21 protein-coding genes are annotated in these 24,433 nt (G+C 56.8%); 1 reads left to right on the forward strand and 20 read right to left on the reverse strand.

Annotated elements, in window-relative coordinates; translation table 11 throughout:
- Nucleotides 1-15 precede the first annotated feature (15 nt).
- The 20 genes from J2Z70_RS00750 to J2Z70_RS00845 all read right to left on the reverse strand — a co-directional run bounded on the left by J2Z70_RS00750 (nucleotide 16) and on the right by J2Z70_RS00845 (nucleotide 22,593).
- Complete coding sequence (locus tag J2Z70_RS00750; RefSeq protein WP_209868452.1) at nucleotides 16-603, reverse strand: low molecular weight protein arginine phosphatase; 588 nt, start codon at nucleotides 601-603, stop codon at nucleotides 16-18.
- A 75-nt stretch (nucleotides 604-678) separates the two neighbouring features.
- Nucleotides 679-1,254 carry a manganese efflux pump MntP gene (locus J2Z70_RS00755; RefSeq protein WP_209868454.1) on the reverse strand — a complete coding sequence of 192 codons (576 nt, stop codon included), beginning with the start codon at nucleotides 1,252-1,254 and terminating at the stop codon, nucleotides 679-681.
- Nucleotides 1,255-1,392: 138 nt separating this feature from the next.
- Complete coding sequence (locus tag J2Z70_RS00760) at nucleotides 1,393-1,542, reverse strand: hypothetical protein (protein ID WP_209868455.1); 150 nt, start codon at nucleotides 1,540-1,542, stop codon at nucleotides 1,393-1,395.
- A gap of 80 nt (nucleotides 1,543-1,622) precedes the next feature.
- On the reverse strand, nucleotides 1,623-2,747 hold the full coding sequence (locus tag J2Z70_RS00765; protein WP_245367933.1) for an L-threonylcarbamoyladenylate synthase: 1,125 nt from the start codon (nucleotides 2,745-2,747) through the stop codon (nucleotides 1,623-1,625).
- A 562-nt stretch (nucleotides 2,748-3,309) separates the two neighbouring features.
- A complete protein-coding gene (gene spoIIR, locus J2Z70_RS00770; RefSeq protein ID WP_425355093.1) occupies nucleotides 3,310-4,068 on the reverse strand; it encodes a stage II sporulation protein R in 759 nt (252 codons plus the stop codon).
- A gap of 139 nt (nucleotides 4,069-4,207) precedes the next feature.
- Nucleotides 4,208-5,404 (reverse strand): FtsW/RodA/SpoVE family cell cycle protein, encoded by a 1,197-nt coding sequence (locus J2Z70_RS00775; protein WP_036721745.1) that lies wholly within the window; start codon nucleotides 5,402-5,404, stop codon nucleotides 4,208-4,210.
- 286 nt (nucleotides 5,405-5,690) lie between these two features.
- A complete protein-coding gene (locus J2Z70_RS00780) occupies nucleotides 5,691-6,884 on the reverse strand; it encodes an FtsW/RodA/SpoVE family cell cycle protein (RefSeq protein ID WP_209868460.1) in 1,194 nt (397 codons plus the stop codon).
- Between the two features lie 353 nt (nucleotides 6,885-7,237).
- Nucleotides 7,238-8,323 carry a N5-glutamine methyltransferase family protein gene (locus J2Z70_RS00785; RefSeq protein WP_209868462.1) on the reverse strand — a complete coding sequence of 362 codons (1,086 nt, stop codon included), beginning with the start codon at nucleotides 8,321-8,323 and terminating at the stop codon, nucleotides 7,238-7,240.
- A gap of 4 nt (nucleotides 8,324-8,327) precedes the next feature.
- On the reverse strand, nucleotides 8,328-9,395 hold the full coding sequence (gene prfA / locus J2Z70_RS00790) for a peptide chain release factor 1 (protein WP_209868464.1): 1,068 nt from the start codon (nucleotides 9,393-9,395) through the stop codon (nucleotides 8,328-8,330).
- Nucleotides 9,396-9,680: 285 nt separating this feature from the next.
- Nucleotides 9,681-10,781 (reverse strand): redox-regulated ATPase YchF, encoded by a 1,101-nt coding sequence (gene ychF / locus J2Z70_RS00795; protein WP_209868465.1) that lies wholly within the window; start codon nucleotides 10,779-10,781, stop codon nucleotides 9,681-9,683.
- Between the two features lie 146 nt (nucleotides 10,782-10,927).
- On the reverse strand, nucleotides 10,928-11,401 hold the full coding sequence (locus J2Z70_RS00800) for a GNAT family N-acetyltransferase (protein ID WP_245367892.1): 474 nt from the start codon (nucleotides 11,399-11,401) through the stop codon (nucleotides 10,928-10,930).
- Nucleotides 11,402-11,445: 44 nt separating this feature from the next.
- The gene (gene fni, locus J2Z70_RS00805) at nucleotides 11,446-12,591 is read right to left on the reverse strand and encodes a type 2 isopentenyl-diphosphate Delta-isomerase (protein ID WP_209868467.1); all 1,146 of its coding nucleotides are present in this window, start codon (nucleotides 12,589-12,591) and stop codon (nucleotides 11,446-11,448) included.
- Between the two features lie 821 nt (nucleotides 12,592-13,412).
- On the reverse strand, nucleotides 13,413-14,888 hold the full coding sequence (locus J2Z70_RS00810; protein ID WP_209868469.1) for a phytoene desaturase family protein: 1,476 nt from the start codon (nucleotides 14,886-14,888) through the stop codon (nucleotides 13,413-13,415).
- On the reverse strand, nucleotides 14,885-16,045 hold the full coding sequence (locus J2Z70_RS00815; protein WP_209868470.1) for a glycosyltransferase family 2 protein: 1,161 nt from the start codon (nucleotides 16,043-16,045) through the stop codon (nucleotides 14,885-14,887). Before J2Z70_RS00815 ends, J2Z70_RS00810 begins: the two co-directional genes overlap by 4 nt.
- Nucleotides 16,042-16,782 (reverse strand): lysophospholipid acyltransferase family protein, encoded by a 741-nt coding sequence (locus J2Z70_RS00820; RefSeq protein ID WP_209868472.1) that lies wholly within the window; start codon nucleotides 16,780-16,782, stop codon nucleotides 16,042-16,044. The genes J2Z70_RS00815 and J2Z70_RS00820 overlap by 4 nt, the downstream gene beginning before the upstream one ends.
- Nucleotides 16,751-17,536, reverse strand: coding sequence for a carotenoid biosynthesis protein (locus J2Z70_RS00825; protein ID WP_209868474.1), 786 nt, complete (start codon nucleotides 17,534-17,536; stop codon nucleotides 16,751-16,753). Before J2Z70_RS00825 ends, J2Z70_RS00820 begins: the two co-directional genes overlap by 32 nt.
- Before the next feature lie 2 nt (nucleotides 17,537-17,538).
- Nucleotides 17,539-18,396 carry a phytoene/squalene synthase family protein gene (locus tag J2Z70_RS00830; RefSeq protein ID WP_209868477.1) on the reverse strand — a complete coding sequence of 286 codons (858 nt, stop codon included), beginning with the start codon at nucleotides 18,394-18,396 and terminating at the stop codon, nucleotides 17,539-17,541.
- Nucleotides 18,389-19,909: a phytoene desaturase family protein gene (locus tag J2Z70_RS00835; RefSeq protein WP_209868479.1), complete on the reverse strand. Its 1,521-nt coding sequence runs from the start codon at nucleotides 19,907-19,909 to the stop codon at nucleotides 18,389-18,391. Before J2Z70_RS00835 ends, J2Z70_RS00830 begins: the two co-directional genes overlap by 8 nt.
- Nucleotides 19,906-21,462, reverse strand: a complete 1,557-nt coding sequence (locus J2Z70_RS00840) for a phytoene desaturase family protein (RefSeq protein ID WP_281068104.1) — start codon at nucleotides 21,460-21,462, stop codon at nucleotides 19,906-19,908. Before J2Z70_RS00840 ends, J2Z70_RS00835 begins: the two co-directional genes overlap by 4 nt.
- 213 nt (nucleotides 21,463-21,675) lie before the next feature.
- Nucleotides 21,676-22,593, reverse strand: coding sequence for a MerR family transcriptional regulator (locus J2Z70_RS00845; protein ID WP_209868481.1), 918 nt, complete (start codon nucleotides 22,591-22,593; stop codon nucleotides 21,676-21,678).
- A gap of 288 nt (nucleotides 22,594-22,881) precedes the next feature.
- Between J2Z70_RS00845 and J2Z70_RS00850 the strand changes: the two genes are divergently transcribed.
- Complete coding sequence (locus J2Z70_RS00850; protein ID WP_209868483.1) at nucleotides 22,882-24,429, forward strand: phospholipase D family protein; 1,548 nt, start codon at nucleotides 22,882-22,884, stop codon at nucleotides 24,427-24,429.
- Nucleotides 24,430-24,433 lie beyond the last annotated feature (4 nt).

The raw sequence follows: 24,433 nt of genomic DNA on the forward strand, positions 1-24,433 counted from the left end.
AAAAAATCAACCACTTCAAAGCCGTCTCAGCGATTCAAGCTTATCGAGCAGACTGTACAGCGCCGTACGGATCTCGGCAGCCGCCAGCTCGTAATCTTCACGCGAGCCGCCGTACGGATCACTGATATCGAAGCTGGGGATACGCTGGCGGATCTCAATCATCCGCTGCATAGCCGCAGCATCCGGCTCGGTACCCAGGGCCAGATTCAGCTCCGCATCTGCATACAAGCTGTCCAGCTCCCGGATATCGGCGTTCACGGATTCCTGCGTCTGGACATACTCCTTAAGGGTATGGGTCTTGGTAACAGCGTCAGGAAAATATTGCAGCAAGTGCCGCTTATGTGCTCCTGTCAGGGTAAGGATCAGATCGGCCCAAGCCACTGCCTCCCCGTTCAGCTGTGAGGATACGATGCGGTCCTGAATCCCTTCATCCTGCAGAATGCCCGCAGCATGTCTGGATATGGAAGTACCCGGGACAGCAGAAACTCCGGCAGACCGCACCTCCACATGAATGCCCCGCTCCTTCGCAAGCTTCCGCAGAAGCCCTTCGGCCATGGGACTACGGCAGGTATTACCTGTGCAGACAAATAAAATATGCAGCAACCTTTCCACCTCCGGTAAACATTATAATTTCGGTATTAAGCAAGCTTAAAAATTATGGGTATTGCCGTTATTGTATCAAAAGATGAACATCAAGCCAAACGCCAGGAGAATGGCTCCGCCCAGCGCTTCCCCGTACTCTCCGAGGCCCCGGCTCACCCGCCTGCCCAGTAGCAGCCCTGTAATGGACATAACACCGCCACAGGCACCGAAGGCCAGCACGGTTAGAATAATACTATTCACAAACATCCCAAGCGAAACCCCGACCGAGAACGAATCCACACTTACACTGAGCGAGATCAGCAGCATGCCCCACACTGTCCGGTGATCCATCTGCCGGCTGCTGCCGCCGTCGTCCTGACGGAAGGAGTTGAACACCATATGTCCGCCCAGCAGAACAAGCAGGCCTCCGGCAGCATAGGTGGTGACCTGTCCCAGCAAATGCCCGACATAGCTGCCCGTGAACAAGCCCAGCAGCGGCATCAGCACATGAAAAAAAGCAATCAGCAGGCTAAGCTGCAGCACATGCAGCAGACGGATGCCCCTCATCCCGATGCCCACGCCAAGCGAGAACGCATCCATCCCCAGCGCAACTGCCATAATGGCCACTGTTACTATCTGGCCCCAGCCCCCATACATTCCGTCCCAGCCCATGAATAACCCTCCACCCTGAGTCCGTAAGTTCTTGTACAACAACGATATGCGGACAAGATGGTATTCATGACTGTGGGGTGGATGGCAGGGCGGGGGCGAAGGGACCCAGATTGCGTAATATCAGGTGTATCCGAACATTCATTTTCCAAATTTATCGAAGTATTCCTTTGCCTTTTTGAGGATGACCAACTCTTCCTCCATCTCGGCTAGCTGCCGATTGCGTTCCTTCAGTTTCCGTTCAAGCTCTCTGAGTTTGTCCTGATCGGCTTCCTGATCCTTTCCACTCATAGCAGCACCTCCACGTTAATCTTATGAGTTCCAGTCTCTTAGCAGGAGGACATGGTCCATACCATCCTAACAGCAACTGACTACCCGGCGTCGATCACTGATTCTCCAGCGGCTTTCATCAGCCGGTTCATGATGGCTGCGCCGAGGCCCGTGACCGGGCAGGCCTCGGCCAGAATGTACGTGGCCCCCGCTTCATCGAAGCGCCGCAAGGCGGCATACAAGAAGCGGGCGGCCTCCTCCGGCGAGGACAGCGAGCCGAGAGACACCGTGCAGGCGGCCGGGTCGGCGGGATACAGGGCCCTATGCTCCTCGAAGAGGAGCAGGCCCGTGATCTCGCCCGCCCGCTGCGCCGCCTGCAGCAGCCCTGCGGCGGTCTCCGCCACGCGCTGCGCGGAGGAGCCGCGTACGATGCCAAGCGCGCCGCGCGGGGCATAGTGCGTGTACTTCATGCCCGGCGCGCGCGGCGCCGGGCTGTTGCCTGCGGCCGCCTGCGCAGCAGCGCCGGCTTCGCCGCCGCCGGGCACGGCTGCCGGCGGCACAGGCACGGACCCGCCGCCGGATGCACCGGCAGGCGTGTCCGCCCCGGCGGCCGGCTCCGCTGCGGCCGCTTCAGTGCCGGTCACCGCCGCGAGCTGCTCGGCGGTGATGCCCCCGGGACGGAGCACGGCTACCGTCCCGTCCGGCTGCACCTGCACCACGGTCGACTCCAGGCCGACCCCGGCCGCGCCGCCGTCCAGAACACCGCCGATATATCCGGCGAGGTCTTCCAGCACATGGGCGGCCAGCGTCGGACTCGGCCGCCCGGAGCGGTTGGCGCTAGGCGCAGCAACCGGACAATCCGCCGCGCGCAGCAGCGCAAGCGCCACCGGATGATCCGGCATGCGCACGCCAACCGTATCCAGGCCCGCCGTCACCAGCGGCGAGAGGACGCCGGGACGGACCGGCAGCACCAGCGTCAGCGGGCCGGGCCAGAACGCATAGATCAGTGCCTCGGCCACCGGATGCACCTCCGTCACCAGGCGATCAAGATCCTCCCGCCGGGCAATATGCACGATCAGTGGGTTATCGGAGGGACGGCCTTTGGCTGCGAATACCGCTTCTACCGCTGCGGTGTTCCGCGCATCTGCGCCCAGCCCGTACACCGTCTCCGTCGGAAAGGCCACCGTCTCCCCGCTCCGCAGCAGCGCTGCCGCTTCCGAGATCATGCCCAAGTCACTCGTGCTCACCGGCAAACCGTCAGAACTCTCCGTTCTGCCATCCGTTCCCTCCTTGCCGGAAGCAAGGCTCCAGTACAGAGTGGACTCAATAAGACCGCTGCGGCGCTGGGCCGCGAACGGTGAATGCTTATCTTCTGTCATCTATCATCACTAGCTTTCTGAATTGAATTATTACGCAAGTGAAAACGGCTTTTGCCGTCCTTTTTAAGGACGGTACCGTTTCAGCGAGAAAGATAAGGATAATTATAGCGCGAAGCATATAGATTCTTATCTTTGAACAAAATCATCCGACCGGATGAATGAGATTACTTGCGTGTCAGCACAATGTATGCTGTTTTCCACATACATTTGGCCCATATGCCTGTACCAGCCGATTGTGCTCGGTTTTAGACACCTTGTCCACAACAGGAGGAAACTATAGTTTCCTCTACACTCAAAAACGGCCCCCTCAGGTGGAGCCGCCTCTGCTCAAGTACTGCAATCATCGTACCATATCCGGCGCAAAAACTGTAGAATCCAATATACGTTTACGCCATGCTTTTCAGGACATTCAGGCGAACAGCCCGCAGATCCAGCTCCAGATATTCTTCAGCAGCTCCCACACGAAGAACTTCACCTTCGGTGTCTCAGCAGCATCACCTGAACTTCCTACCTTGTTAGTTGAATCAGAGAGACTGGATACTGCCCCTTGCGCTGTTCCATCCGCCGCCTTCACCTTCGCACCGTCTCCCGAAGCCTTGGCTGAGACCTTAGCCGCCTCCTTAGCCCCTGCCTTCGCAGCAGCCGGTTCCGCAGCCGCAGCATCCCCGGTTCCCGCATCGATGAAGCAGAGCGGCGGAAACAGCACACACCACCAGTTCTGCCCTTTGCCTGCTCCAAGCGTGACCCGGACTGCCTCGTATTCTCCGGCTGGGTAGACCCGTCCGCCATACATTTTGGTCGGAAAAGGAACCGTGCCCAGCTCCACCTGATAGCCGTATTCAATCCCGCGCTGCGCCAGTTCTCTGCCCACCAGCTCATTCAGCTCCGGCAGATGATTACGGATCAGGGCACGGGCCTGCTCCAGACTCTGCGGATCTTCCAGTCCGGCCACCCACTGATTAATCTGCTCCACGATCCGGTCACGAATCTGGCGCTTGACCAGCTGATCCCCGGTGCCGTCCGAATTCGCCAGAATACGCAGGCGGATCGACTCCTGCGGGATGGATACCTCTGCTACGGCAGCATCGCTTTTTTGGCCTTCCCAGGCCATCATCAGAATCATAAAAAAACAAATTAAAATGGCAGTATACTTAAAGGTAATCCGCAGGGAATCCCCTCGCTCCAGCTTATAATCTTCCATCTTCCGCAGCCCCTCTCCCTCTGAACCTCTTATGTTCCCAGTATGTCCAGGAATGAGAGACTGCAAACCTATTAATCTATGATTTATGAAGTAGAGACGGCAACACCTAGTTTTTGGACAAAAGAGATTTGCCCTTCGCCTCCGGCTGCGGCAGCGGGAGATCATCCTCCACATCCTGCCCGTAGAGCCTTACGCTCATCGCAATCCCCATACAGGCCATATTAATCAGCAGCGAGGTTCCGCCGTAGCTGATGAACGGCAGGGTAATGCCGGTCAGCGGCATCAGTCCGGTCATCGCACCGATATTCTCCAGAATCTGATACAGCAGCATCGCCACAATCCCGACAATCAGGAGCGGCCCGCCACGGTCCCTGCATTCTAGAGCAATCAGGATTAATCTGTGGATCAGGATAAAAAAGAGCATCAGCAGCGCCGCTGCGCCCAGGAAGCCGAATTCTTCCCCAATCTGCACAAAAATCGATTCCGAATACAGATATGGCACACGGTTGCTCTGTACGGAGCTGCCCTGCAAATACCCTTCTCCCTTAAGGCCCCCGGAGCCAATCGCCGTCTGGGCATTTTTCGTCTGATAGCTCGCCGTGCTGCTCGCCAGCTCAGGCACGAGCCAAGGATCAAACCGGCTGACGAAGTGATCCCGGCCCAGCGTTTTCTCAATGAAATCAACCGTCTGCTCGTGATAGTTGATATAGCACAGGATGAAGCCCAGAATCGCTCCGCCCGCGACAACTAGACCGATCAGCGCATGCGAAAATTTGATACGCCCGATCCATAGCAAGCCAAGCAGGATTACGATATAACTGAGCGCATTGCCCAGGTCATTCTGGACGATAACCAGCGCGCACGGCATGAATGCAATCAGACCCAGCGGCACGACATCGCGCCAGAACTGGAGCCGGGTTTTATTTTTACGGACAAGCATGGTGGTCAGAAAAATAATCAGAATCAGCTTGAACAGCTCCGCCGGCTGAATGCTTAAATCTCCAATACCGATCCAGCCCTGGGCGCCATTCTTCACCTTGCCGAAAAAGCTGACCGACAGCAGAATCCCAATCCCGGCGATGTAAATATAAAGTCCATACCGCACCAGCAGGCGGTAATCGAACAGGGTGATCAGGATAAAAGCGATAAAGCCCAGCGCGTAATATTTCAGCATGGTGATATGCATACCATCCAGACCGTCTCTTCCGTGAGTCACGCTATAAATGGAGAAGATACAGATCCCCATCAGCACAATCAAAATAAGCACAATGCTGCCGTCTATTCTTTTGATTCTCTGCAACATAAGGATATACCCCTTAACCTCTCCGGATTAGGAATCCGCCCGCTACACCCAGCCCAGGCTTCAACCCACTAATTTCCATTGTAATTCAATTGGGAGCTTTTATTCAATTTTTCTATTTCTGCATAGCTGACCCACTACGCCCTCCTTCTAAGTATGTCAGCCCAGGTGGAAACGGATTTGCCATCCATTTGCAAAAAAATACCGGAACCCTTCGTAAACGAAGAATTCCGGTATGGATGAAGCAACCCGTTTCCCTAAATGCGCGGGCTTTATTATTCTTAATAAGTTAACTTCTCTTGGCGGAAGCCGGGGAAGAATACAGCGCAGGACTCGGCAGATCCTCCTCCACCTCTTGCCCGTGCAGACGTACGCTCATGACAAGCCCTATGCTCGCCATATTGATCAGCAGTGAGGTTCCCCCGAAGCTGATGAACGGCAGCGTAATCCCCGTCAGCGGCATCAGGCCCAGGAAGGCCCCGATATTCTCAAAAATCTGGTACAGCAGCATCGCCACCACCCCGACGATCAGGAACGGCCCGCCCCTGTCCTTGCACTCCAGTGCAATTAGTATCATCCGGTGAATGAGGATAAAGTACAGCAGCAGTACCAGTGCCGAGCCGACAAAGCCGTATTCCTCCGCAATCTGGACAAAAATGGAGTCCGAATAGGTGTACGGTACACGGTCGGTCTGCACCGAGCTGCCCGTCATGTAGCCTTCACCGCTCATTCCGCCGGAGGCGATGGCCATTTTGGCGTTCTTCGTATGGTAGATCGCCTTGGCTGTCGCCTTATCCGGTACCAGCCATGGGTCGAAGCGCTCGATCCAGTGCGAGCGTTTGATATCTACCAGGAAATCCTTAATTTCATCGTGATAATGAATATAGCTCATAATTCCGGCAGCCGCAGAGCCGCCTATAACCAGCAGTCCGATTAGCGCATGGGTGAACTTAATATTGCCGATCCACAGGAGACCGATCAGAATAACGATGTACGAGAGCGCATTCCCCAGGTCATTCTGGCTGATTACGATGACAAACGGCATGAGACTGAATAATCCCAGCGGAGCCACATCACGCCAGAACAGCAGCTTATTTTTATTTTTGCGGACAAGCACAGCTGCCAGGAACAGAATCAGAATCAGCTTGAACAGCTCCGCCGGCTGAAGACTGAAGCTGTTGCCGAACTTGATCCAGCCTTGCGCACCGTTCTGCTCTGTACCCACGAAGCTGACCAGGATCAGAATGCCAATCCCCGTGATGTACACATATAACGCATATTTTACAAGCAGGCGATAATCCACGAACGTCAGCCCGATAAAGGCAACAAAGCCCACGATATAGAATTTGATCATCTTAATATGCGACCCGTCCAGCCTCTCACGCCCGTGGGTCACACTGTATATGGAGAAAATGCTGACCACCATCAGCAGCACAAGAATCACCAGGATAACGCCGTCAATCTTCTTAATCTTCTGAAGCATATTCTGTCTCCTTACTCAGTACTGGTTCTTCCCGTTCTTGTCTCCCGGCAGCCGCCCAGGCAGAAGTTCCGTCATCTCTATTGTAAAGGAAGGGAGCACTTAAATACAATTTCCATCGTTTGGGGGTACTCTGTCAGACGAACAGCCGGGCCGCCTCCCCTCCAGCGGACTGAGCGGACCTTATTCGCTGCAAAAGCACCTTCCCGGAAGTTATGCGGACAGAGAGGACGCTATTCGTTCAGTTGGTTGCTCAAACAGGCTTGTTTACAGGTAATAAGGTCTTCTCAGTCCACAAGAGTTGGTCATTTCGCGTTATTTGAGCAAATAGCGTCTTCTCAGTCCGTTCCCCGTCCTCACCGTGCTATCCCGAGCACATGCCGGGGAATCCCGGCGAGATCATCGATGGTGATGATCTCATCCCAATGTCCGGCTGCCCGCAGCAGTCCGGCCACCTGCTCGGCCTGCCCCTGGCCGAGCTCGAAGCCGACCAGGCGCGGCGGAGCCGGGAGCAGCGGCAGCTGCTCCATCATGCGGCGGTACGGGTCCAGCCCGTCCCCGCCGCCGTCCAGTGCCGTGCGCGGCTCATGGTCGCGCACCTCGCGCTGCAGCCCGGCGATGTCGCCGCCGGGGATGTACGGCGGGTTGGAGACGAGAATATCCGTCTCCAGCCCCGCGAACGGCTCGAGCAGATCGCCGAGCCGCAGGTCCACCGCCGTGCCGTGCCGCTGCGCATTGCGCCGGGCCACGGCCAGCGCGCCGGGCGAGATATCGCCGGCGCAGACCCGCCACGCCGGCGCTTCCGCCGCCAGCGTGACGGAGATGGCTCCGCTGCCGGCGCCGATATCGACGGCGGTCAGCGGCCGTGCGGCGCCGGCTGCGCCCGCGCCGCTCTCCCGGCGGGCTGCGTTGCGGCCCGCCCCGCTGTGGGCGGCTGCTTCATCCGCAGCCGCCATATTTCCCGGTGCGGCTTCGCCCCGCACCACTCCAGCCTCACCGCCCGCAGCTGTCCACTGCTCGTCTCCTTCAGCTTCACGTGCGGCTTTGCCCCGCACCCCCGCCAGACCGTCCGGCCACAGCTCCGCGCCGTACTTCAGGATCGCCTCGACGAGCAGCTCCGTCTCCGGGCGGGGGATCAGTACATCGGGCGTGACCTCGAAGGCCCGTCCGTAGAACTCTTGCTCACGGGTGATGTATTGCACCGGTTCTCCCGCCGCCCGGCGGGTCACCAGCGCTTCCCATTCGGCCTTGAGAGCTGGCGGGAACGGATCAGCCAGCGCCATATAATAAGCCGCCCCGGACAAGCCCAGCACATGCTCCAGCAGGAGCTGGCTGCTGCGCTGCGGCTCCGTAAGGCCGTGTCCGGCCAAAAAAGAAGAAGCCTCCGCAAAGGCTTCCCGGATGCTTTGCAATTCCGACATGACGTAAGAGTCGTGTTTCAAAGCATTATTCTCCTTTTTCCATCAATTCTGCTTGTTCCGCAATCGACAGTGCCGAGATAATCTCGGTAATATCCCCGTTCATCACCTGATCCAGACGGTGAAGGGTTAAGCCGATCCGGTGATCCGTCACACGGCTCTGCGGGAAGTTGTAGGTACGGATACGCTCACTGCGGTCACCGGTTCCCACCTTGCTTTTACGTTCTCCGGAATACTTCGCTTCCTCTTCCTGACGCTTCAGATCCGAGATCCGGGTACGCAGCACCTTAAGCGCCTTATCCTTGTTGGAGTTCTGGGACTTGCCATCCTGGCAGGTAGCCACGATCCCCGTAGGTACATGGGTTACACGTACTGCTGATTTGGTCGTGTTAACGGACTGTCCGCCCGCGCCGCTCGAACAGAAGGTATCGACACGGATATCTTTGTCATGAATCTCGATTTCGAAATCTTCCGCTTCCGGCATTACAGCCACGGTAGAGGTAGACGTATGAATACGTCCGCCGGATTCTGTGGTAGGTATGCGCTGCACACGGTGTGCGCCGCTTTCGAATTTCATTTTGCTGTAAGCGCCGCGCCCGTTAATCAGGAAGATCACTTCCTTGAAGCCACCGAGATCATTCGTGTTCACATCCATCAGCTCCACGCGCCAGCCCTGGGTATCGGCATAACGGGTATACATACGGTACAGGTCAGAAGCGAATAAGGCCGCTTCGTCCCCGCCAGCTGCGCCGCGGATTTCAACGATTACGTTCTTATCGTCGTTAGGGTCCTTAGGCAGCAGGAGCAGACGAATCTTCTCCTCAAGAATGGCCTGACGCTCGGACAGGTCATCGATCTCCATCTTGACCATTTCTTTCATTTCATCATCAAGCTTCTCGGCCTGCATCATCTTCGCGGCTTCAAGCTCTTCCATTACGTTCTTATATTCGCTATACGCCTCGAAGGCGGGCTGCAAGTCGGATTGTTCTTTGGAATAGTCCCTCAGTTTCTTACTGTCGCTTGCAACATCCGGGTCACATAGCAGTTCACTGAGTTTCTCATAGCGGTCCGCCAGGGATTGCAATCGGTCCAACAAGGGAATTCACCTCTCCTGATTCAAATTCTTCGTTCATTATTACTTTAAATTGTTGCTACAACTGAAGTAGATATACGACTTTATATTATACCACCACAAGCCTCAATTGGCTACAGTACATGCGGCGGGCCGGGGATTTTTTTAAATTTTGATTCTGTATGATCTTATGATGTTGAGCCTCCGGCCAGCTTATACACCAGCACCGAGTCCGAATGACGCAAAGAAACCATCCAGCAAGCAAACCTCTACTCCTGAATGGCCTCTCTATAACAAGCGAAAAGTATCCTATACGTTGAACCGGAAATGCATAACGTCGCCGTCCTGCACCAGATATTCCTTACCTTCCAGACGCAGCTGCCCGCGTTCCTTGGCACCGTTCATTGAACCTGCCGCCACCAGATCGGTATAAGCCACAACCTCCGCCCGGATAAAACCGCGCTCGAAGTCCGTATGAATCACGCCCGCTGCTCCAGGGGCCTTGGTGCCCTTGCGGATGGTCCAAGCACGAACCTCTTGAACGCCCGCAGTGAAATAAGTGTACAGTCCCAGCAGCTTGTAAGCCGCTTTGATCAGACGGTTAAGTCCGGATTCCTGCAGACCTAGCTCCTCCAGGAACATCTCCTTGTCTTCGCCTTCCAGCTCTGCAATCTCCGCTTCCACCTTGGCACTGATCGGCACCACTTCAGCATTCTCGGCTGCTGCGAATTCACGGACCTGCTGCACATAAGGATTCTCCTCAGCAGTCGCCACTTCATCTTCGCCCACATTCGCCGCATACAGCACCGGCTTCAGGGTGAGCAGGTGAAGGTCACGCACGATCTGGCGCTCATCGTCAGACAACTCCAGACTGCGTGCAGGCTGGTCCTGATACAGGGCTTCCTTCACACGCTCCAGTACTTCTACTTCCTGGGCGTATTTCTTGTCGCCGCCCTTGATGTTTTTGCGGGAACGCTCGATCCGCTTCTCCACGCTCTCCAGGTCAGCCAGAATCAGCTCCAGGTTAATCGTCTGGATGTCGCTGATCGGATTCACCTTGCCGTCTACATGGGTCACGTTCTCATCGACGAAGCAGCGCACCACATGAACAATGGCATCGACCTCGCGGATATGGGCCAGGAACTTGTTGCCCAGGCCTTCGCCCTTGCTCGCACCGCGCACCAGTCCGGCAATGTCGACGAATTCAAAAGCGGTCGGAACCGTCTTGTTCGGCTGTACCAGCTCCACCAGCTTATCCAGACGTTCGTCCGGCACTTCTACAACCCCGACGTTCGGGTCGATGGTGCAGAATGGATAGTTGGCGGATTCTGCGCCCGCTTGTGTAATTGCATTGAATAATGTCGATTTGCCTACGTTGGGAAGTCCAACGATACCTGCTTTCAAAGCCATTTATATGACAACTCCTATTTTCGGTTGGTTTGATCACCGCATGAAATACCGAACTGATCTCAAACCATTATATATTAGAACAAATTCTCCAGCAACAGCAGAAGTCAAGCGGACAGCAAAATACCCCGCAAAGGGGTCTGCCTTACCTATAGGGTTTTGGACATTGTGATGTCTGTAACCTGAAAGCCCATTTTCTGGTACAGTCCGAAGGCGCGTTCGTTATGCCCAAAGACATGCAGGCCGATCTTGGCCGCCTTCAGCTTCCGGGCTTCTTCATCCAGCAGGAGCAGCGTCTGCTTGCCGTAGCCCCGGCCCTGGAACGGCTCGAAGATATAAATGTCATAAATGAACGCCTCCCGCACCCCGCGGTTCTCGGTCACGTTGAACCAGATATAACCGGCCCCAGTCCCCGAAACGTCTTCTACTACCGAATAGAAATAAGCTCCCGCCGTATTGAGGCCTTGCGGCAGGTAGCGATTCATCGATTCCTGGGCCTGCGCTAACGCTGTATCTGCCTCCCAGGCACCGGCTTGTACTTTCTCTTCTGCGTAGTCGCGGGTAGATTGCTTCAAGAATGACTGAAACGCAGATTCGTCCATCGGGACCAATGTAATCGTCATTTGGATACCTTCCTTCGGTTCTGATTATAAAAGCAAGCCTGGCTTCAGTGCCGGACCAGACGGGGCGTTCCGCGCAGTGCGGCAAGGTCCGGCGCGCCGATGCCGAACATCACCGTCCGCAGCTCCAGCTCTACCTGGGCCAGCGCCTGATCCAGCGCCTCCTCGGAGCTGACAGCTGCACCCAGCAGCCCCCGTCCGAAGCCCGCCAGATCAGCGCCAAGGGCCAGCGCCTTGGCGGCATCGACGCCGTGCTTCAGTCCGCCGCTGCCGATCAATGCCCCGCGCGGGGAGACCGCGCGGACCTCGGCAATGCACTCCGCCGTGGGAATGCCCCAGTCGGCGAAGGCCTCCGCAGCCGCACGCCGTACCGGGTCGATGCTGCGGAACTTCTCTACTTGGCTCCATGAAGTGCCGCCAGCCCCGGCTACATCAATGAAGGCAGCGCCCGCCTGATACAGCCGGGCGGCGGTATCGCCGTCAATCCCCCAGCCGACCTCCTTGATCCCCACTGGAATCTCAAGGCTCCGGCATAATGCCTCTATCCGCTGCAGCAGGGAACCGAAGCCAGTGTCACCCTCGGGCTGGAATACCTCCTGCAGCCCGTTCAGATGGAGAACCAGCCAATCGGCTCCGGCAATCTCAACCGCCCGGCGGCATTCTTCTACCCCGAAGCCGTAAGCGAGCTGCACGGCTCCGACATTGGCAATGACCGGAATCGTGGGTGCATTGGCCCGCACATGGAAGGTAGCAGCCAGCTCCGCGCGTTCTACAGCCGCGCGCACCGAGCCGACGCCAAGCGCCCAGCCCCGGCGCTCCGCCGCTTCGGCCAGCCGCTCATTGATCTTCCCTGTAGCCGCGCTTCCCCCGGTCATAGAGCTGATCAGCAGCGGGGTACGCAGCGTACGGCCCAAGAATTCAGTATTCAGTGAGATTCTATCATAATCCAGCTCAGGCAGCGCGTTATGGCGGAACCGGTACTGCTCGAACCCGGTTGTAATTCCGTTGCCGGCCACATCTTCATTCAGGCAGAGCCGTACATGCTCAATCTTCCGTTCTCCGGTTCTGGAGTCGGGCAGCAGAGATTTATGTCCGGCATGGCCTGAGCCTGCTGCCTCCTGACCTGGCTGGGGCCCTGTTCCTGAGGGCTTCACAGCGCTCTGCGGCACACCGTTTCGCGGCATATCATTCATGCTGTCTTCCTCCGTTTCTGCTTCACTTTTCTCAAAAAAGAACAAAATCATCCTACGGAGAATGTATGCTGTTTTCCACACACATTCGGCCCATGCGCCTGCGTGCGAGCACTATGTATGCTGTTTTCCACATACATTCGGCCATACGCCTGCCTGTGAGCACAATGTATGCTGTTTTCCACATACATTCGGCCCATGCGCCTGCGTGCGAGCACTATGTATGCTGTTTTCCACATACATACAGCCATACGCCTGCGTGCGAGCACAATGTATGCTGTTTTCCACATACATTTCGGCCATACGCCTGCGTGCGAGTACTATGTATGCTGTTTTCCACATACATTCGGCCCATGCGCCTGCCTGCGAGCACGATGTATGCTGTTTTCCACATACATTCGGCCCACATACCCCCGCACCAGCCCATTGTATGCTGTTTTCCACATACATTCGACCCATGCGCCTGCCTGCGAGTACTATGTATGCTGTTTTCCACATACATTTGGGCCATACGCCTGCGTGCGAGCACAATGTATGCTGTTTTTCACATACATTCGGCCCATGCGCCTGCGTGCGAGTACAATGTATGCTGTTTTTCACATACATTCGGCCATACGCCTGCGTGCGAGCACTATGTATGCTGTTTTCCACATACATTCAGCAACAAAGACACTCTACGAGTTATTCAAAGACGGGTGCCGCCCCTAAAAGGCGGCGAAACCGTCACCACTTGCAATATATCCCGCTCCACAATTACCTTCCATTATAGCACAACTATAGCACAACCCCGCTCGGCCGTTGAACGCTGGCGGGGTGCTCACTCTTCATACATGGCTTGCAATATATTCGCCCACCAGCCTGCCGGACAAGGACACCACAGGGGTTCCCCCGCCGGGATGCGTGGTTCCGCCCACATACCACAGTCCCTTAACATCGCTGGAACGGTTGCCCGGGCGGGCGAAGGTCTGCTTCACCGTATTGGAGGATATCCCGTAAATCGCCCCCTGATGCGCCAGCGTATCGCGGGCAATATCCTGCGGAGTATAACGCTCCAGCACATCTGCGGACGGCAGCCCGCTCACACCGTGGCTCTCCAGTACAGACATTACCCGCTCCCCGTACGCATCCCTCTCCTCACTCCAGTCACAGGCCGGGCTCAGATAAGGCGCATTAGCCAGAATGAACAGGTTGCTGCCGCCCGCAGGCGCCAGCTCAGGCTCGGAATAACCGGAATGGCATATATACACTGTCGGCTGCTGCGGCGGACGCTTATGCTCGAAGATATCCTTGAATTCCTGCTCGTAGTTCTCCGGGAAAAACACCGTATGATGCAGCAGCGCATCATACGTGCGCGGCACACCCGCCAGCGTTACCAGCCCCGACAGGGAGGGTTCGTAGGCTTCAATCTTGCGGTCCGTCATTCCAGGACGAACCGCTTGCGGCAGCAGCATCCGGTTGATGCTCAGGACATCGCCACCGGCAATCACGGTCTTGGCCGGGTAGAAGCCCTGCTCCGTATCCACACCTTCCACCGCACCGGAGACTACGGAAATCCTCGTCACCTCTGTGCCTGTGATCAGCCGTACGCCCAGATTCCGGGCGAGTGCAGACAGACCGCTGATTAATTCATAGGTGCCGCCCTTCACCCCGTATACGCCTTCCTGAATCTCCAGATGACCAAGCATGGCGAAGATGGAGGGGGAGCGATACGGCGATGATCCGACATAGGTGGCATAGCGGCCCAGCATAGCCAGCGTATTCGGGTGGCTGAAGTAGCGGAGCAGCAAGCTATGCAGGCTGAGAAAAGGCCTTACACGCACCAGATCCCGCACAAGGGAAGGCGAGAGCTTATCCCTCCAGGATAGCAGCAGCCTGTTCAGGAACTGCTTTTCGCTGAGCTGATACAGCCGTGAGGCTTCTGCCAGAAACTCCGGGAGCCGCGCAGCATCTGCCGGGCTGTAGGAAGCCATCTGCTCCCGCATTCGCCCGGTATCCCTTGAGAAATCGACAACCCTGCCGTCTGCGAAAACATTGCGGGTGCGCGGCTCCAGCTCATAGAGCTGGACATAATCCTCCATGCGGGCTCCCGCAAGCTCATAGAGCGAGCGGAAGACATGGGGCATCGTAATTGTACTTGGGCCACGGTCGAAGGAGTAGCCCCCCGCCTGAACACGCTGCAGCTTGCCGCCCGGCTGCTGCTGGCGTTCCAGCACAGTGACTTCCCAGCCCGCCGCGGCAAGGGTGACCGCACAGGACAGCCCCCCAAATCCGGCGCCTATGATGACTGCCTTCGGTTTCATCCATAACGCCTTCCTTTCCATTCATAGCCTGCGCGCGTGCGGCTTCCGCGCCAGGACGCCACAGCAATCAGCGACAGGCAGAGTATACTCGCCGGGAGTAGGAGACAGAACCAGAACGGCTGCCGTCCGGCAGCGTCACTGGTCCATTTCACGGCCAGACCCGCAAGCAGTGCAGCAGCGGGCCAGAGAACCGCGCCTGGCTGTCCGCTTAGGCCATAGTACAGAACTGCGGCGGCCGGTGCCACGTACAGCGACAAATATACAATAAGCACGGCCAGCAGCAGCACCGGGCTGCGGCCGATACCGGCATAGATATTCTTCCGGTAGCCATTCCATACTTGCCGGGCATTGTGATACATCCGCATGAACACCTGCTCCGTAACATCCATGAGCGCCACCGTTCCGCCCGACCGCTTCACGGCGCGGGCCAGCGCCATGTCATCCACCAGCTCGCTGCGGATGGCTTCATGCCCGCCGCAGCTGTCGTAACTGTCCCGGTGAATCAGGATGAAGCCCCCATGCGCCGCAACAAACCGCGGATCTCTGGAGCCGCGGACCAGCGGAATGGGCAGGTGGCAGATGATGGTGAAGACCATCAGGGGAACAACCAGCCGCTCCAGCCAGGTTCCGGTCATCTGCCGGGGGAAGCCGGTAATCATGCCGCCGCCCGCTGCTTCAGCAGCAGAAAGCACCGCCTGAAGCGCACCGTGCTGAAGACGGACATCTGCGTCCAGGAACAGCAGCCAGTCTCCGCTTGCCGCTTCTGCAAGCTGAGCGCAGGCATGGGACTTGCCCAGCCAGCCCTCCGGCAGCTCTCTTCCCTTCAGAACGCGTACTCCGCTGCCCGCTGCTGCGGCAATAGCCCCCGTTCCGTCAGTTGATGAATCATCCAGTACAATAATCTCCACCCCGATTCCGCCGGTGTTTGAGGCCAGTACAGAGGAGAGGCAGTCCCCAATATTATCCGCTTCATCCCGGGCGGGGATCAGTACCGATAAGCTCAAGGCCCGTGAGGATGCCGTTGCTTTTGCTGGCAGCGCCTTCGCCGCTCTTGTACCGACCGCTGCCCCCAGCTTGAGGAGCTGCGCTGCATTCCATATTGCGAACAATAGCTGGAGCAGCACAATACCGGTTACAACCTGAAAGAATACGTTCATCCTCTCCCACCGCCCGGCCGCAGCAGGTCAAGCCATTCATTGGTAGATCTCCCCCGGCGGAGCAGCGGCCTGAATTCATCCGGCATATAGCCTTGATGGTTAAGCACTCTGCTGCGGTGGGACTCCAGTTGTCCGCCAAGAACAGTCTCCAGCGTAAGGGCTACCCTTGAGCGTTCCATCTCCGCCCAAGGGAGCAGCAGCGGCGCACCGGCCAGCAGCGTAGCCTCCGGCTTCGTATGCCGGAACAGGCCGTGGTATAGCGTCACTGGGACTACGGCCGTCTGCGGACTGAGCCGCAGCGCCAGGGCCGCCCCTTCCTTCAGGCTCAGCGGCCGGTGCTCCAGTGGCCGGATTTCCCCTTCAGGATACATCCAGACGCTCTCTCCCGCCTGCAGCAGCCCGGCTGTATACCGCAGCGAAGCCCGCGCATCCCCTGGACTTCCAGGGTTAATGGAATACGCGCCAAGCTTTCTGAAGAAGGCATACTTCCGGAGCTGCTCCTCTTCCATCATGAAATAATGACGCTTCCCCGGCAGCTTCCCTGCGGCGTGATAGGCCAGCAGGCCGTCCCACCACGAGCTGTGATTCATGAGGTAGAGAATCCCCCGCCCGGCAGCGGCAGCGGGCTGAAGCTCTCCGCTGATTCCAATGAAGTGGAAATGTCTGCGCAGCAGATACAAGGAATTATAACGGGAGAATAACCAGTCAAACCTTCCCGATGGAACGGCTTCCAGCATAGCGTAGACTCCCTTCGGCCAAAGCGGTGCCTGCTCCGGCGATCACCGCGCAGGCAGGCAATCCCTCTGTCAGGCTGATCAGGCCGAACAGGATCAGGATCGCCTGATACAGGCGGGTGCCCCGGCGGGCAGCCAGGCGGGTGAACGGCACAGCCGGGAGCAGCATAGACAAGGCAGCGCCTGCAATCAGCCAGCCGCCGAAATTGCTCCAGGGCACCTGATAGAAGCCCCCGCTGCCCTCCCAATGCCAGAAGTTTCTGGCATGGGCAACTGGATCGAGCACCAGATCCATCAGGACCGTCCAGAAGCCTACCTGCACGGCCCGCAGCAGCAGAAGCCGGAGGCCGCGCTGTCCGAAATCATGGCTGATCAGTACGGCATTACACACAACAGCAATCCAGGCGAAGCCCAGGGTAAGCGGCACACCAAATAATAAAGGCCCGAGAATAGTAGAATAATTATAATCCCCAAACAACCGGCCGGAATGCACGCCTACCCATTCGACGGCCATTCCGCCTAACCAGATCAGAGCCGCAGCATACCAGAATCGCTTGGTCATCCGGCCTCCTGAAGAATTGACTGACCAGTCAGACATGAAGGGTTTGAATTGCCCCTTGATTAATAAGTCCAGCCCGTAGACACCATAGAATACGAGAAAAAATCCGTTAGAGAACTTCAGACTATCCGGAATTCCGAACACGATCAGCAGCAGCGCTCCGATGGTATACCAGATCCAAAAAAGGGTTCGGACCATCGCTAGACCACCGCAGTTCTTACACCGGCATAACGCACGACCGTACGCTGGAACAGCTGAAGCTTGGCTTCATCGCTGACATAGGATCTTTTGCGGAAAACATCATACCCGTCTGCCTCCACAGCATCCAGAATAGCAGCATAGAAGGATGCGGCAAGTTCAATGGCCAGACCGCTCTCCAAAGGATACGTATGCACATGCTCCAGCCCTCGCCGGAACCAGTCCAACGCTTCTGTCCGCAGCTCCTGGATAACGGCAGTAAAACGGTGATTGACCTCCCCGTTCTCCAGCTCCTCCTGGCTGTAGCCATGTCCCTCCATCACCTCAAGCGGCACATATCTGCGTCCTCTTCTGAGATCCTCACCCACATCGCGGATGATATTGACCAGCTGCATTCCTATCCCCAGCGCAATTCCCGATGTCCGTGCCGCTTCACTCTGATCATCCCGCAGAACAGGCAGCAGCATCTCCCCTACCGTTCCCGCTACAAGATAACAATAATCCTTAAGCTGCTCCATCGTGTCATAGGCTGTGAAGGTAAGATCTCTAAGCTGTCCCTCCATTTGTAAAAGGAACGGCTCACGCTGAAGCTGCGGGAAGCTGCTGAACAGCCAGCGCAGCGCCGGCCAGATGAAATGCCCGTCCGCCTGCTCCAGATTCATGAAATGCTCCCGCAGCTCATGAATGCTGTACGGCGCGCCTTCCGGCTCATCCACACTATCGTCTATAATCCGGCAGAAGGCATAAATAACATGCACCGCTTCACGCCTGGGACTTGGCAGAACATCAAACGCCTTATGGAACGAAGTGGACCCTTTCTTCATCAGTTCCTCACATTGCTGCAGTATCCTTTCATCCATGTACGCTCATCTCCTTTATCATTTCCTGAACGGCAAGCTTCGCTCCCTGCATCACGATCGGCACACCGCCGCCCGGATGGACGGAAGCACCTGCGGCATACAACCCCTTAAGCGGATAAGGCTTCGGCTGGGGCCGGAATACCCCCGACTGGCTCAGCAGCGGTGCAATACCGAAGCTGCCCCCGCCATACATCCCTTCCTGCTCCGCATCGGCAGGCGTTCTAAGCCTGCGCCAGATCACACTCGCGGCAAGCCCGGGGAAGCCCCGCTTCTCGGCATCTGCCATGACTTTATCGGCTAGTGCTCCGGCTATTTCCTCCCAGTTCTTATCCGGCGCCGCCGGGACAGGAACAAGGAAATACAGCACGCTCTGTCCGGAAGGAGCTGCACTATCGTCCAGCGCTACCGGATTAAATACATAATAAGATGAATCCTGGGGAATTTGTCCCAAGTCAAACAGCTCATGCAGGCTGCTATTCAGACTATCCGGCAGGAAGAACTGGTGCACCAGCGAATCCGGCCAGCGCTTGTCTGTGGCCGCATAGATCAGCAGACAGCCCGAGGAGGGCTTCCAGCTTCCGCGTTTTATGGCCTTGGCCGATACGGATCTGCCCTTATTCGCCGTCACAACCGGTGCCTGTTCCTGCTTGAACACACCAGGCGGCAGCAACTTCTCTACATTCGGGAAATCTCCATTGTACAGAACGGCATCATAAGGAATCGACTGCCCCTGAACAACAACTCCGCAGCAGCGGCTTCCTTCAACAAGCAAGGATTCCACCTCAGCGCCCGTATGAATCTGTACCCCGCGGTCTTCCAGCTCCCGGGCCATGATCTGCGGCAGCGTCCCGTATCCGCCCTTCAGCATCCAGATGCCGAAGGCATGCTCGGCGTAAGGAAGCATGGTGTAGATACCGGGTGTGCGGAAGGGCGCTCCTCCAATATAGAGGCTCTGCAGGGAGAACGCATCCTTAAGCTCCTCATTACGAAAATACTGGCCGATCGCAGAGCGCAGATTCCGGTAAGCGCGCAGGCGGACCATCAGCGACAGGTTAGCCGGACTAAAGAATTCCCGCCCGCTGGCATACCCCCGCTCCAGGAACGAGGTCCGCCCCTGCGGATACAGCACTGCCATGTCCTTCATGAACCGGGTGAAGCCCTTGCCCTCTCCGGGATAGAGCCGGTCAATCTCCTCCGCCTGCGCCGATGCATCCGCGAATTTGGTTAACACACGCCCGCTTCGGAAGTGAACCCGGTAGAGCGGATCACAGTGCAGCAGCTCCAGACTGGATCGCGGAAGGCCGCCTTCCTCCAGAATACCCAGAAGCATCTCCGGCAGCAGCACGATGGTAGGCCCGCGGTCAATCCGGTAGCCGTCCTGCTCTTCAAAGGCCACACGCCCGCCCACCCGGGCTGCGCGCTCATAGATCACTACTTCATGTCCCTGACGGGTAAGCAGCAGCGCCGCCGTCAGCCCGCCGATTCCGCTGCCTACGATGGCAATGCGGCTCATAACGGAACCCCCGCACCTGCGCCGGGCGCACCCGCCTGTACGGTGAACCGCCCCCGCACAGCCTGGTCATGCTCCCGCAGCAGCCGTGCGCTGATCTTGGCCGACTCGAAGATCGTCGGCAGGCCGCTGCCCGGATGGGTTCCCCCGCCGACCAGCCAGATGCCGCGTACCTCCTCGAAGGTATTATGCGGCCGCAGATGCATCATCTGCCCGAGATTATGGGCCAGATTGAAGGTGGCCCCGTTATATACATTCTGCTGGTTCTGCCAGTCCAGCGGAGAGAAGAACAGGCTCTCTTCCACGCGTCCGGCGATTCCGGCCAGCTGCGGGATCTGCTGCAGCCGCTCCATCATCCAGTCCTCCACCTCCGCACGCTCTTGCTCCCAGTTGATATCAGCACTCAGATTAGGCACCGGCATCAGCACGTAGAGCGAGGACTTACCGGGAGGCGCCAGTGTCTTATCGATGACTGACGGATTATGAATATAGATAGAAGCATCCTCCGACAGAACGCCCAGCTCCGTGATCTCTCTGACATTACGCCGGTAATCGTCCGCGAAATGAACCGAATGATGACTGAGGTCCACCTCTCCATCCACACCGAGGTAGAGCATGGCGGTGGAACAGGAATATCTTTTACGGGCAATCTTGGCAGGGGTGTATTTCTTCAGAAGACCGGGCTCGAACAGCTGGGTCATTGCAGATCCAAAATCTGCACCAATCACAATATAATCCGCATCCACCTTCTCCCCGTTCTCCAGCAGCAAGCCTGCGGCCTGCCCGTCCTTGACGATGATGCGTTTCACCCCGCTTGCGGTATGGACCCGCCCGCCATGCTCCTGGATGACCTCAGCCATAGCCTGAAGCACACGGTTAATACCGCCAGTCGGATGATAGAGGCCGTAACGGTGCTCCATGTACGACAGAATCGTGAAGGTGCCCGGACACTCCCAAGGCGACATTCCCAGATACTTGGCCTGGAACGTGAACGAGAACCGCAGCCGCTCATCATCGAAATAACGGGACAACCGGTTATACACGGTGTCTGTAGCGTTCAGCTTAGGCAGCGCGTGGAACACATCTCTTTTAACATAATCCCCTAACGATTGGAACGGACGCTGCAGCAGCGGGATCACCCGCTCCAGCTTGTCGGCTTCTTCGGCCATGAACCGGCGGTAGCCGTTGCCATTGCCCGGGAACAGCCGCTCAATCTCCTCGGCCGTCTGATCCTGGTTCGTAGAAGGCGTAAATACGGTATCTCCAAAATGCAGTGAATACAGCGGATCAAGCGGTGTAAGCGAGACATAGTCATGCACCGAACGCCCTGCCAGAGTGAACAGCTCCTCCAGCAAATGCGGCATCATCAAGAAGGTGGCTCCCCGGTCAAAACGGTAGTCTCCCAGCTTCAGCTCGCCTGATCTTCCGCCAACTTCTGCCTGTTGTTCATAGAGATCTACTTCATATCCTTCGGCGGCAAGCAGCATGGCGGCGGCCAGCCCTCCCGGTCCTGCGCCGATTACTGCGACTTTTGCGGTATCTGTGGTTCGGATCAAGCGACGTCCTCCTTCGTTCAAACATTATACAAAAACTATACAATAGTGATACAAATATCATACATACTTTGCCGGGCCATGTAAATATCATCCGCCGGACTTCCAGCAATTTGGTTGCTAGACTTGTCCATAGCAAAAGAACCGGACAGCCCCGCAAGCGGGTCCTGACCGGTTCCATAGAATCTCCTACACTATTAAAATTCAATATAACTGCTACGCTCTATGCCGGATTGTGGCATATTCCTGATCGAACCAGGCTTGCCATTTCTCCGGCGGCTCCGCCATCACATAGGTGGCGTTGGTATCCTGGAGGCTGATTGCCTCATAAGCTCTACCGCCCACAATGAGCTGCATCTCCGGGTACAAGCTGCCTAGCCGTTCAAGCAGCTCCTCCGTATAGGGGACCAGCGTACCATTCGTAACGGATAGGCAGACAGCTCCGATACGCTCTTGCTTCTCCAGCAGCTCCATCACACCGTCCTCGGGGGTATTGGCCCCCAGATAGATGACTTCAACCCCGTTTCTGCGCAGGAACAGCGAGAACAGCAGCAGGCCGACCTGGTGATGCTCTCCTGCCGGGCAAAAGGCAAGCACCTTGTGCAGATGGGCATACACCGGGAACACGTGAAAGAACTGGGACAGCCGGTTCGAGATCATATGTGTCATATAATGCTCCTGGGCTACGGTTGCCGTCCCTTGCTCCCAGGCATCACCAACCTTCACCAGAACAGGCACCAACACCTGATGGACCATCGCCTCATAGCCGTACAGGGAGAACCCGAAATCGATCAGGGCATCGGCCCGCTCACCCTGGATGTCGAGCAGCGCTGCATAGATCTGCTGTCTCATTTTGTCCAAGGCATCCTTGGGGTCACCGCCCGCAACGGACAGCCGTTCATCCAGGTCCTTCTGCTTATGCTGCTTCAGCATCCGCACAGCATGTGAGATACTGATGCCCTGTTTATCGGTCTGTTCCTTCAACCAGCGAAGGTCCTCAATATTCTCTTGGTTGTACAGTCTATAGCCGGACTCGGTACGTTCCGGGACGACAGCCTGATACCGGTTCTCCCACGCCCGCAGAGTGACAGAGGGAATATCGAGCATTTCGACAACCTGTTTGATGGAATACACGATGGATCTCACTGCCTTCCTGTTTACACTGAATACATTTGAAGATTCAAACCTTATACAAATTATTTACACTCATTATACAATTGCATCTGTGTTATGTCACCAGAACTTGTATGATGCAGCTTGCAGGTACGGCGCGGATGAACAGGAGCGCTTTGTGCAACACTAGATTTTTCAGGGATTTTGCCGTCAGCTGCTTCACTTCTCCTTAGCGGGCGTTATAGGTATTTACAATGCCGGGCTACCCTATAGCCGCTCTAGCCCCGCAGCAGACCCAGGAGGATAACTATGAATCAAGGCCGCCATCCCGTCACACCCGAAAAGTTACAGATCACGCTGGCTTCAGGTGCCATTACGGCATCCCGCCACAAGCGTCAGACGCAGTTCTTCCTGCGCCGCCGCTCCAGACTCCTGCTGGCCCTGATCCTTCTTCTCCTCTGGCTGGCCGGGGTGATGATCTATCAGACCCATAAGCCGCTGCCGCCCGGACTTTCTGCGGAGAGCCCTGCTTATAAGGTGAGTACGGTCGCCTTCTGGCATGATCTGACCTATCAGGACAGCAGCGGGAAGCAGGCAAGGGAAGAACAGATTCTGCCCAGAATCCTGCAGATTATTGAAGAGTCCAGACAATTCCTCGTGATCGATCTGTTCCTGTTCAATAACTATACCCATACAGACCAGCAGTTCCCCGCTGTCAGCAGACAGCTTACCGATAAGCTGCTTGCCCAGAAAGCCGCCTATCCCGCCATGGAGATCGCCTTCATCACCGATGAGGTGAATACGAACTACGGCTCTGCGCCTAATGCCCTTCTGGAAGAGATGAGAGCTGCCGGTATTAAGATCATCATGACAGATGTAGACGGTCTGCGGGACTCGACTCCTGCCTATTCTGCGGTCTGGCGCACCTTCATCCAGTGGTTCGGACAATCCGGCACCGGCTGGATTCCGAATCTGATGGCCAGCGGAGGACCGGACATTACCGCACGTTCCTACCTGAAGCTGCTCAATGTCAAAGCGAACCACCGCAAGGTCGTGCTGAGCGAGAACACCGCCTTGATCTCCTCCGGCAATGTGCATGATGCCAGTGCTTATCATTCCAACATTGCCCTGGAGGTGCAGGGTCCAATCCAGGAGGATATTCTGCGGAGTGAGCAGGCGGCGGCTAATCTCTCGGGAGCCGGTCCCTTGCTGAGCAAGCCACCTGAATTCAAACCGCCCGCCGCCGCATCCGGGGAACCTTCGCTTGAAGTCCGCTATCTGACCGAAGGCAAGGTATACAAATATGCCCTGGATGGGATCGCTGCGGCAGGACCCGGGGATGTCATCTGGATGGGTATGTTCTATCTGGCGGACGACGGAATTATCGATGCCCTGCTTGCCGCAGATGCCCGCGGCGCCCAGGTGAGACTGCTGCTTGATCCCAACCAGAATGCCTTCGGACGGGACAAAATCGGCATACCCAACCGTCCCGTTGCCATGGACCTGGACCGCCGCTCTGAAGGAAATATCCTGATCCGCTGGTACAACACAGGCGAGGAGCAGTATCACAGCAAGCTGATGTTCATTGCCAAGGCATCAGGCGACTCTACCCTGCTGGGCGGATCAACGAACTTCACAGCCCGTAATCTGGACGACTATAACCTGGAGAATGACCTCTATGTATCCGTTCCGCGGGAACAGCCGCTGTATGCGGAGGTGGAGGGCTACTTCAACCGGCTATGGAACAACGAGGGCGCTGAATACAGCCTGCCGCTCACGGAATATCAGAGTGACGTCACCTGGTTAAAATACATCCTCTACCGGATACAGACCCGGCTTGGATTCACTACCTTCTGATGAA

The organism is Paenibacillus silagei (assembly GCF_017874735.1).
GTDB lineage: Bacteria > Bacillota > Bacilli > Paenibacillales > Paenibacillaceae > Paenibacillus_AQ > Paenibacillus_AQ silagei.

Bases quoted from the DNA above. Each gene is read 5' to 3' on its own strand.
- J2Z70_RS00825 (WP_209868474.1), bottom strand. From the start codon at position 17,536: ATGGTCCGAACCCTTTTTTGGATCTGGTATACCATCGGAGCGCTGCTG.
- J2Z70_RS00850 (WP_209868483.1), top strand. From the start codon at position 22,882: ATGAATCAAGGCCGCCATCCCGTCACACCCGAAAAGTTACAGATCACG.
- J2Z70_RS00815 (WP_209868470.1), bottom strand. From the start codon at position 16,045: ATGAACGTATTCTTTCAGGTTGTAACCGGTATTGTGCTGCTCCAGCTA.
- J2Z70_RS00820 (WP_209868472.1), bottom strand. From the start codon at position 16,782: ATGCTGGAAGCCGTTCCATCGGGAAGGTTTGACTGGTTATTCTCCCGT.
- J2Z70_RS00775 (WP_036721745.1), bottom strand. From the start codon at position 5,404: ATGTTGCAGAGAATCAAAAGAATAGACGGCAGCATTGTGCTTATTTTG.
- J2Z70_RS00765 (WP_245367933.1), bottom strand. From the start codon at position 2,747: ATGATCTCGGAAGCGGCAGCGCTGCTGCGGAGCGGGGAGACGGTGGCC.
- J2Z70_RS00800 (WP_245367892.1), bottom strand. From the start codon at position 11,401: ATGACGATTACATTGGTCCCGATGGACGAATCTGCGTTTCAGTCATTC.
- J2Z70_RS00810 (WP_209868469.1), bottom strand. From the start codon at position 14,888: ATGAAACCGAAGGCAGTCATCATAGGCGCCGGATTTGGGGGGCTGTCC.
- J2Z70_RS00755 (WP_209868454.1), bottom strand. From the start codon at position 1,254: ATGGGCTGGGACGGAATGTATGGGGGCTGGGGCCAGATAGTAACAGTG.
- J2Z70_RS00780 (WP_209868460.1), bottom strand. From the start codon at position 6,884: ATGCTTCAGAAGATTAAGAAGATTGACGGCGTTATCCTGGTGATTCTT.
- J2Z70_RS00830 (WP_209868477.1), bottom strand. From the start codon at position 18,396: ATGGATGAAAGGATACTGCAGCAATGTGAGGAACTGATGAAGAAAGGG.
- J2Z70_RS00760 (WP_209868455.1), bottom strand. From the start codon at position 1,542: ATGAGTGGAAAGGATCAGGAAGCCGATCAGGACAAACTCAGAGAGCTT.
- J2Z70_RS00835 (WP_209868479.1), bottom strand. From the start codon at position 19,909: ATGAGCCGCATTGCCATCGTAGGCAGCGGAATCGGCGGGCTGACGGCG.
- fni (WP_209868467.1), bottom strand. From the start codon at position 12,591: ATGAATGATATGCCGCGAAACGGTGTGCCGCAGAGCGCTGTGAAGCCC.
- ychF (WP_209868465.1), bottom strand. From the start codon at position 10,781: ATGGCTTTGAAAGCAGGTATCGTTGGACTTCCCAACGTAGGCAAATCG.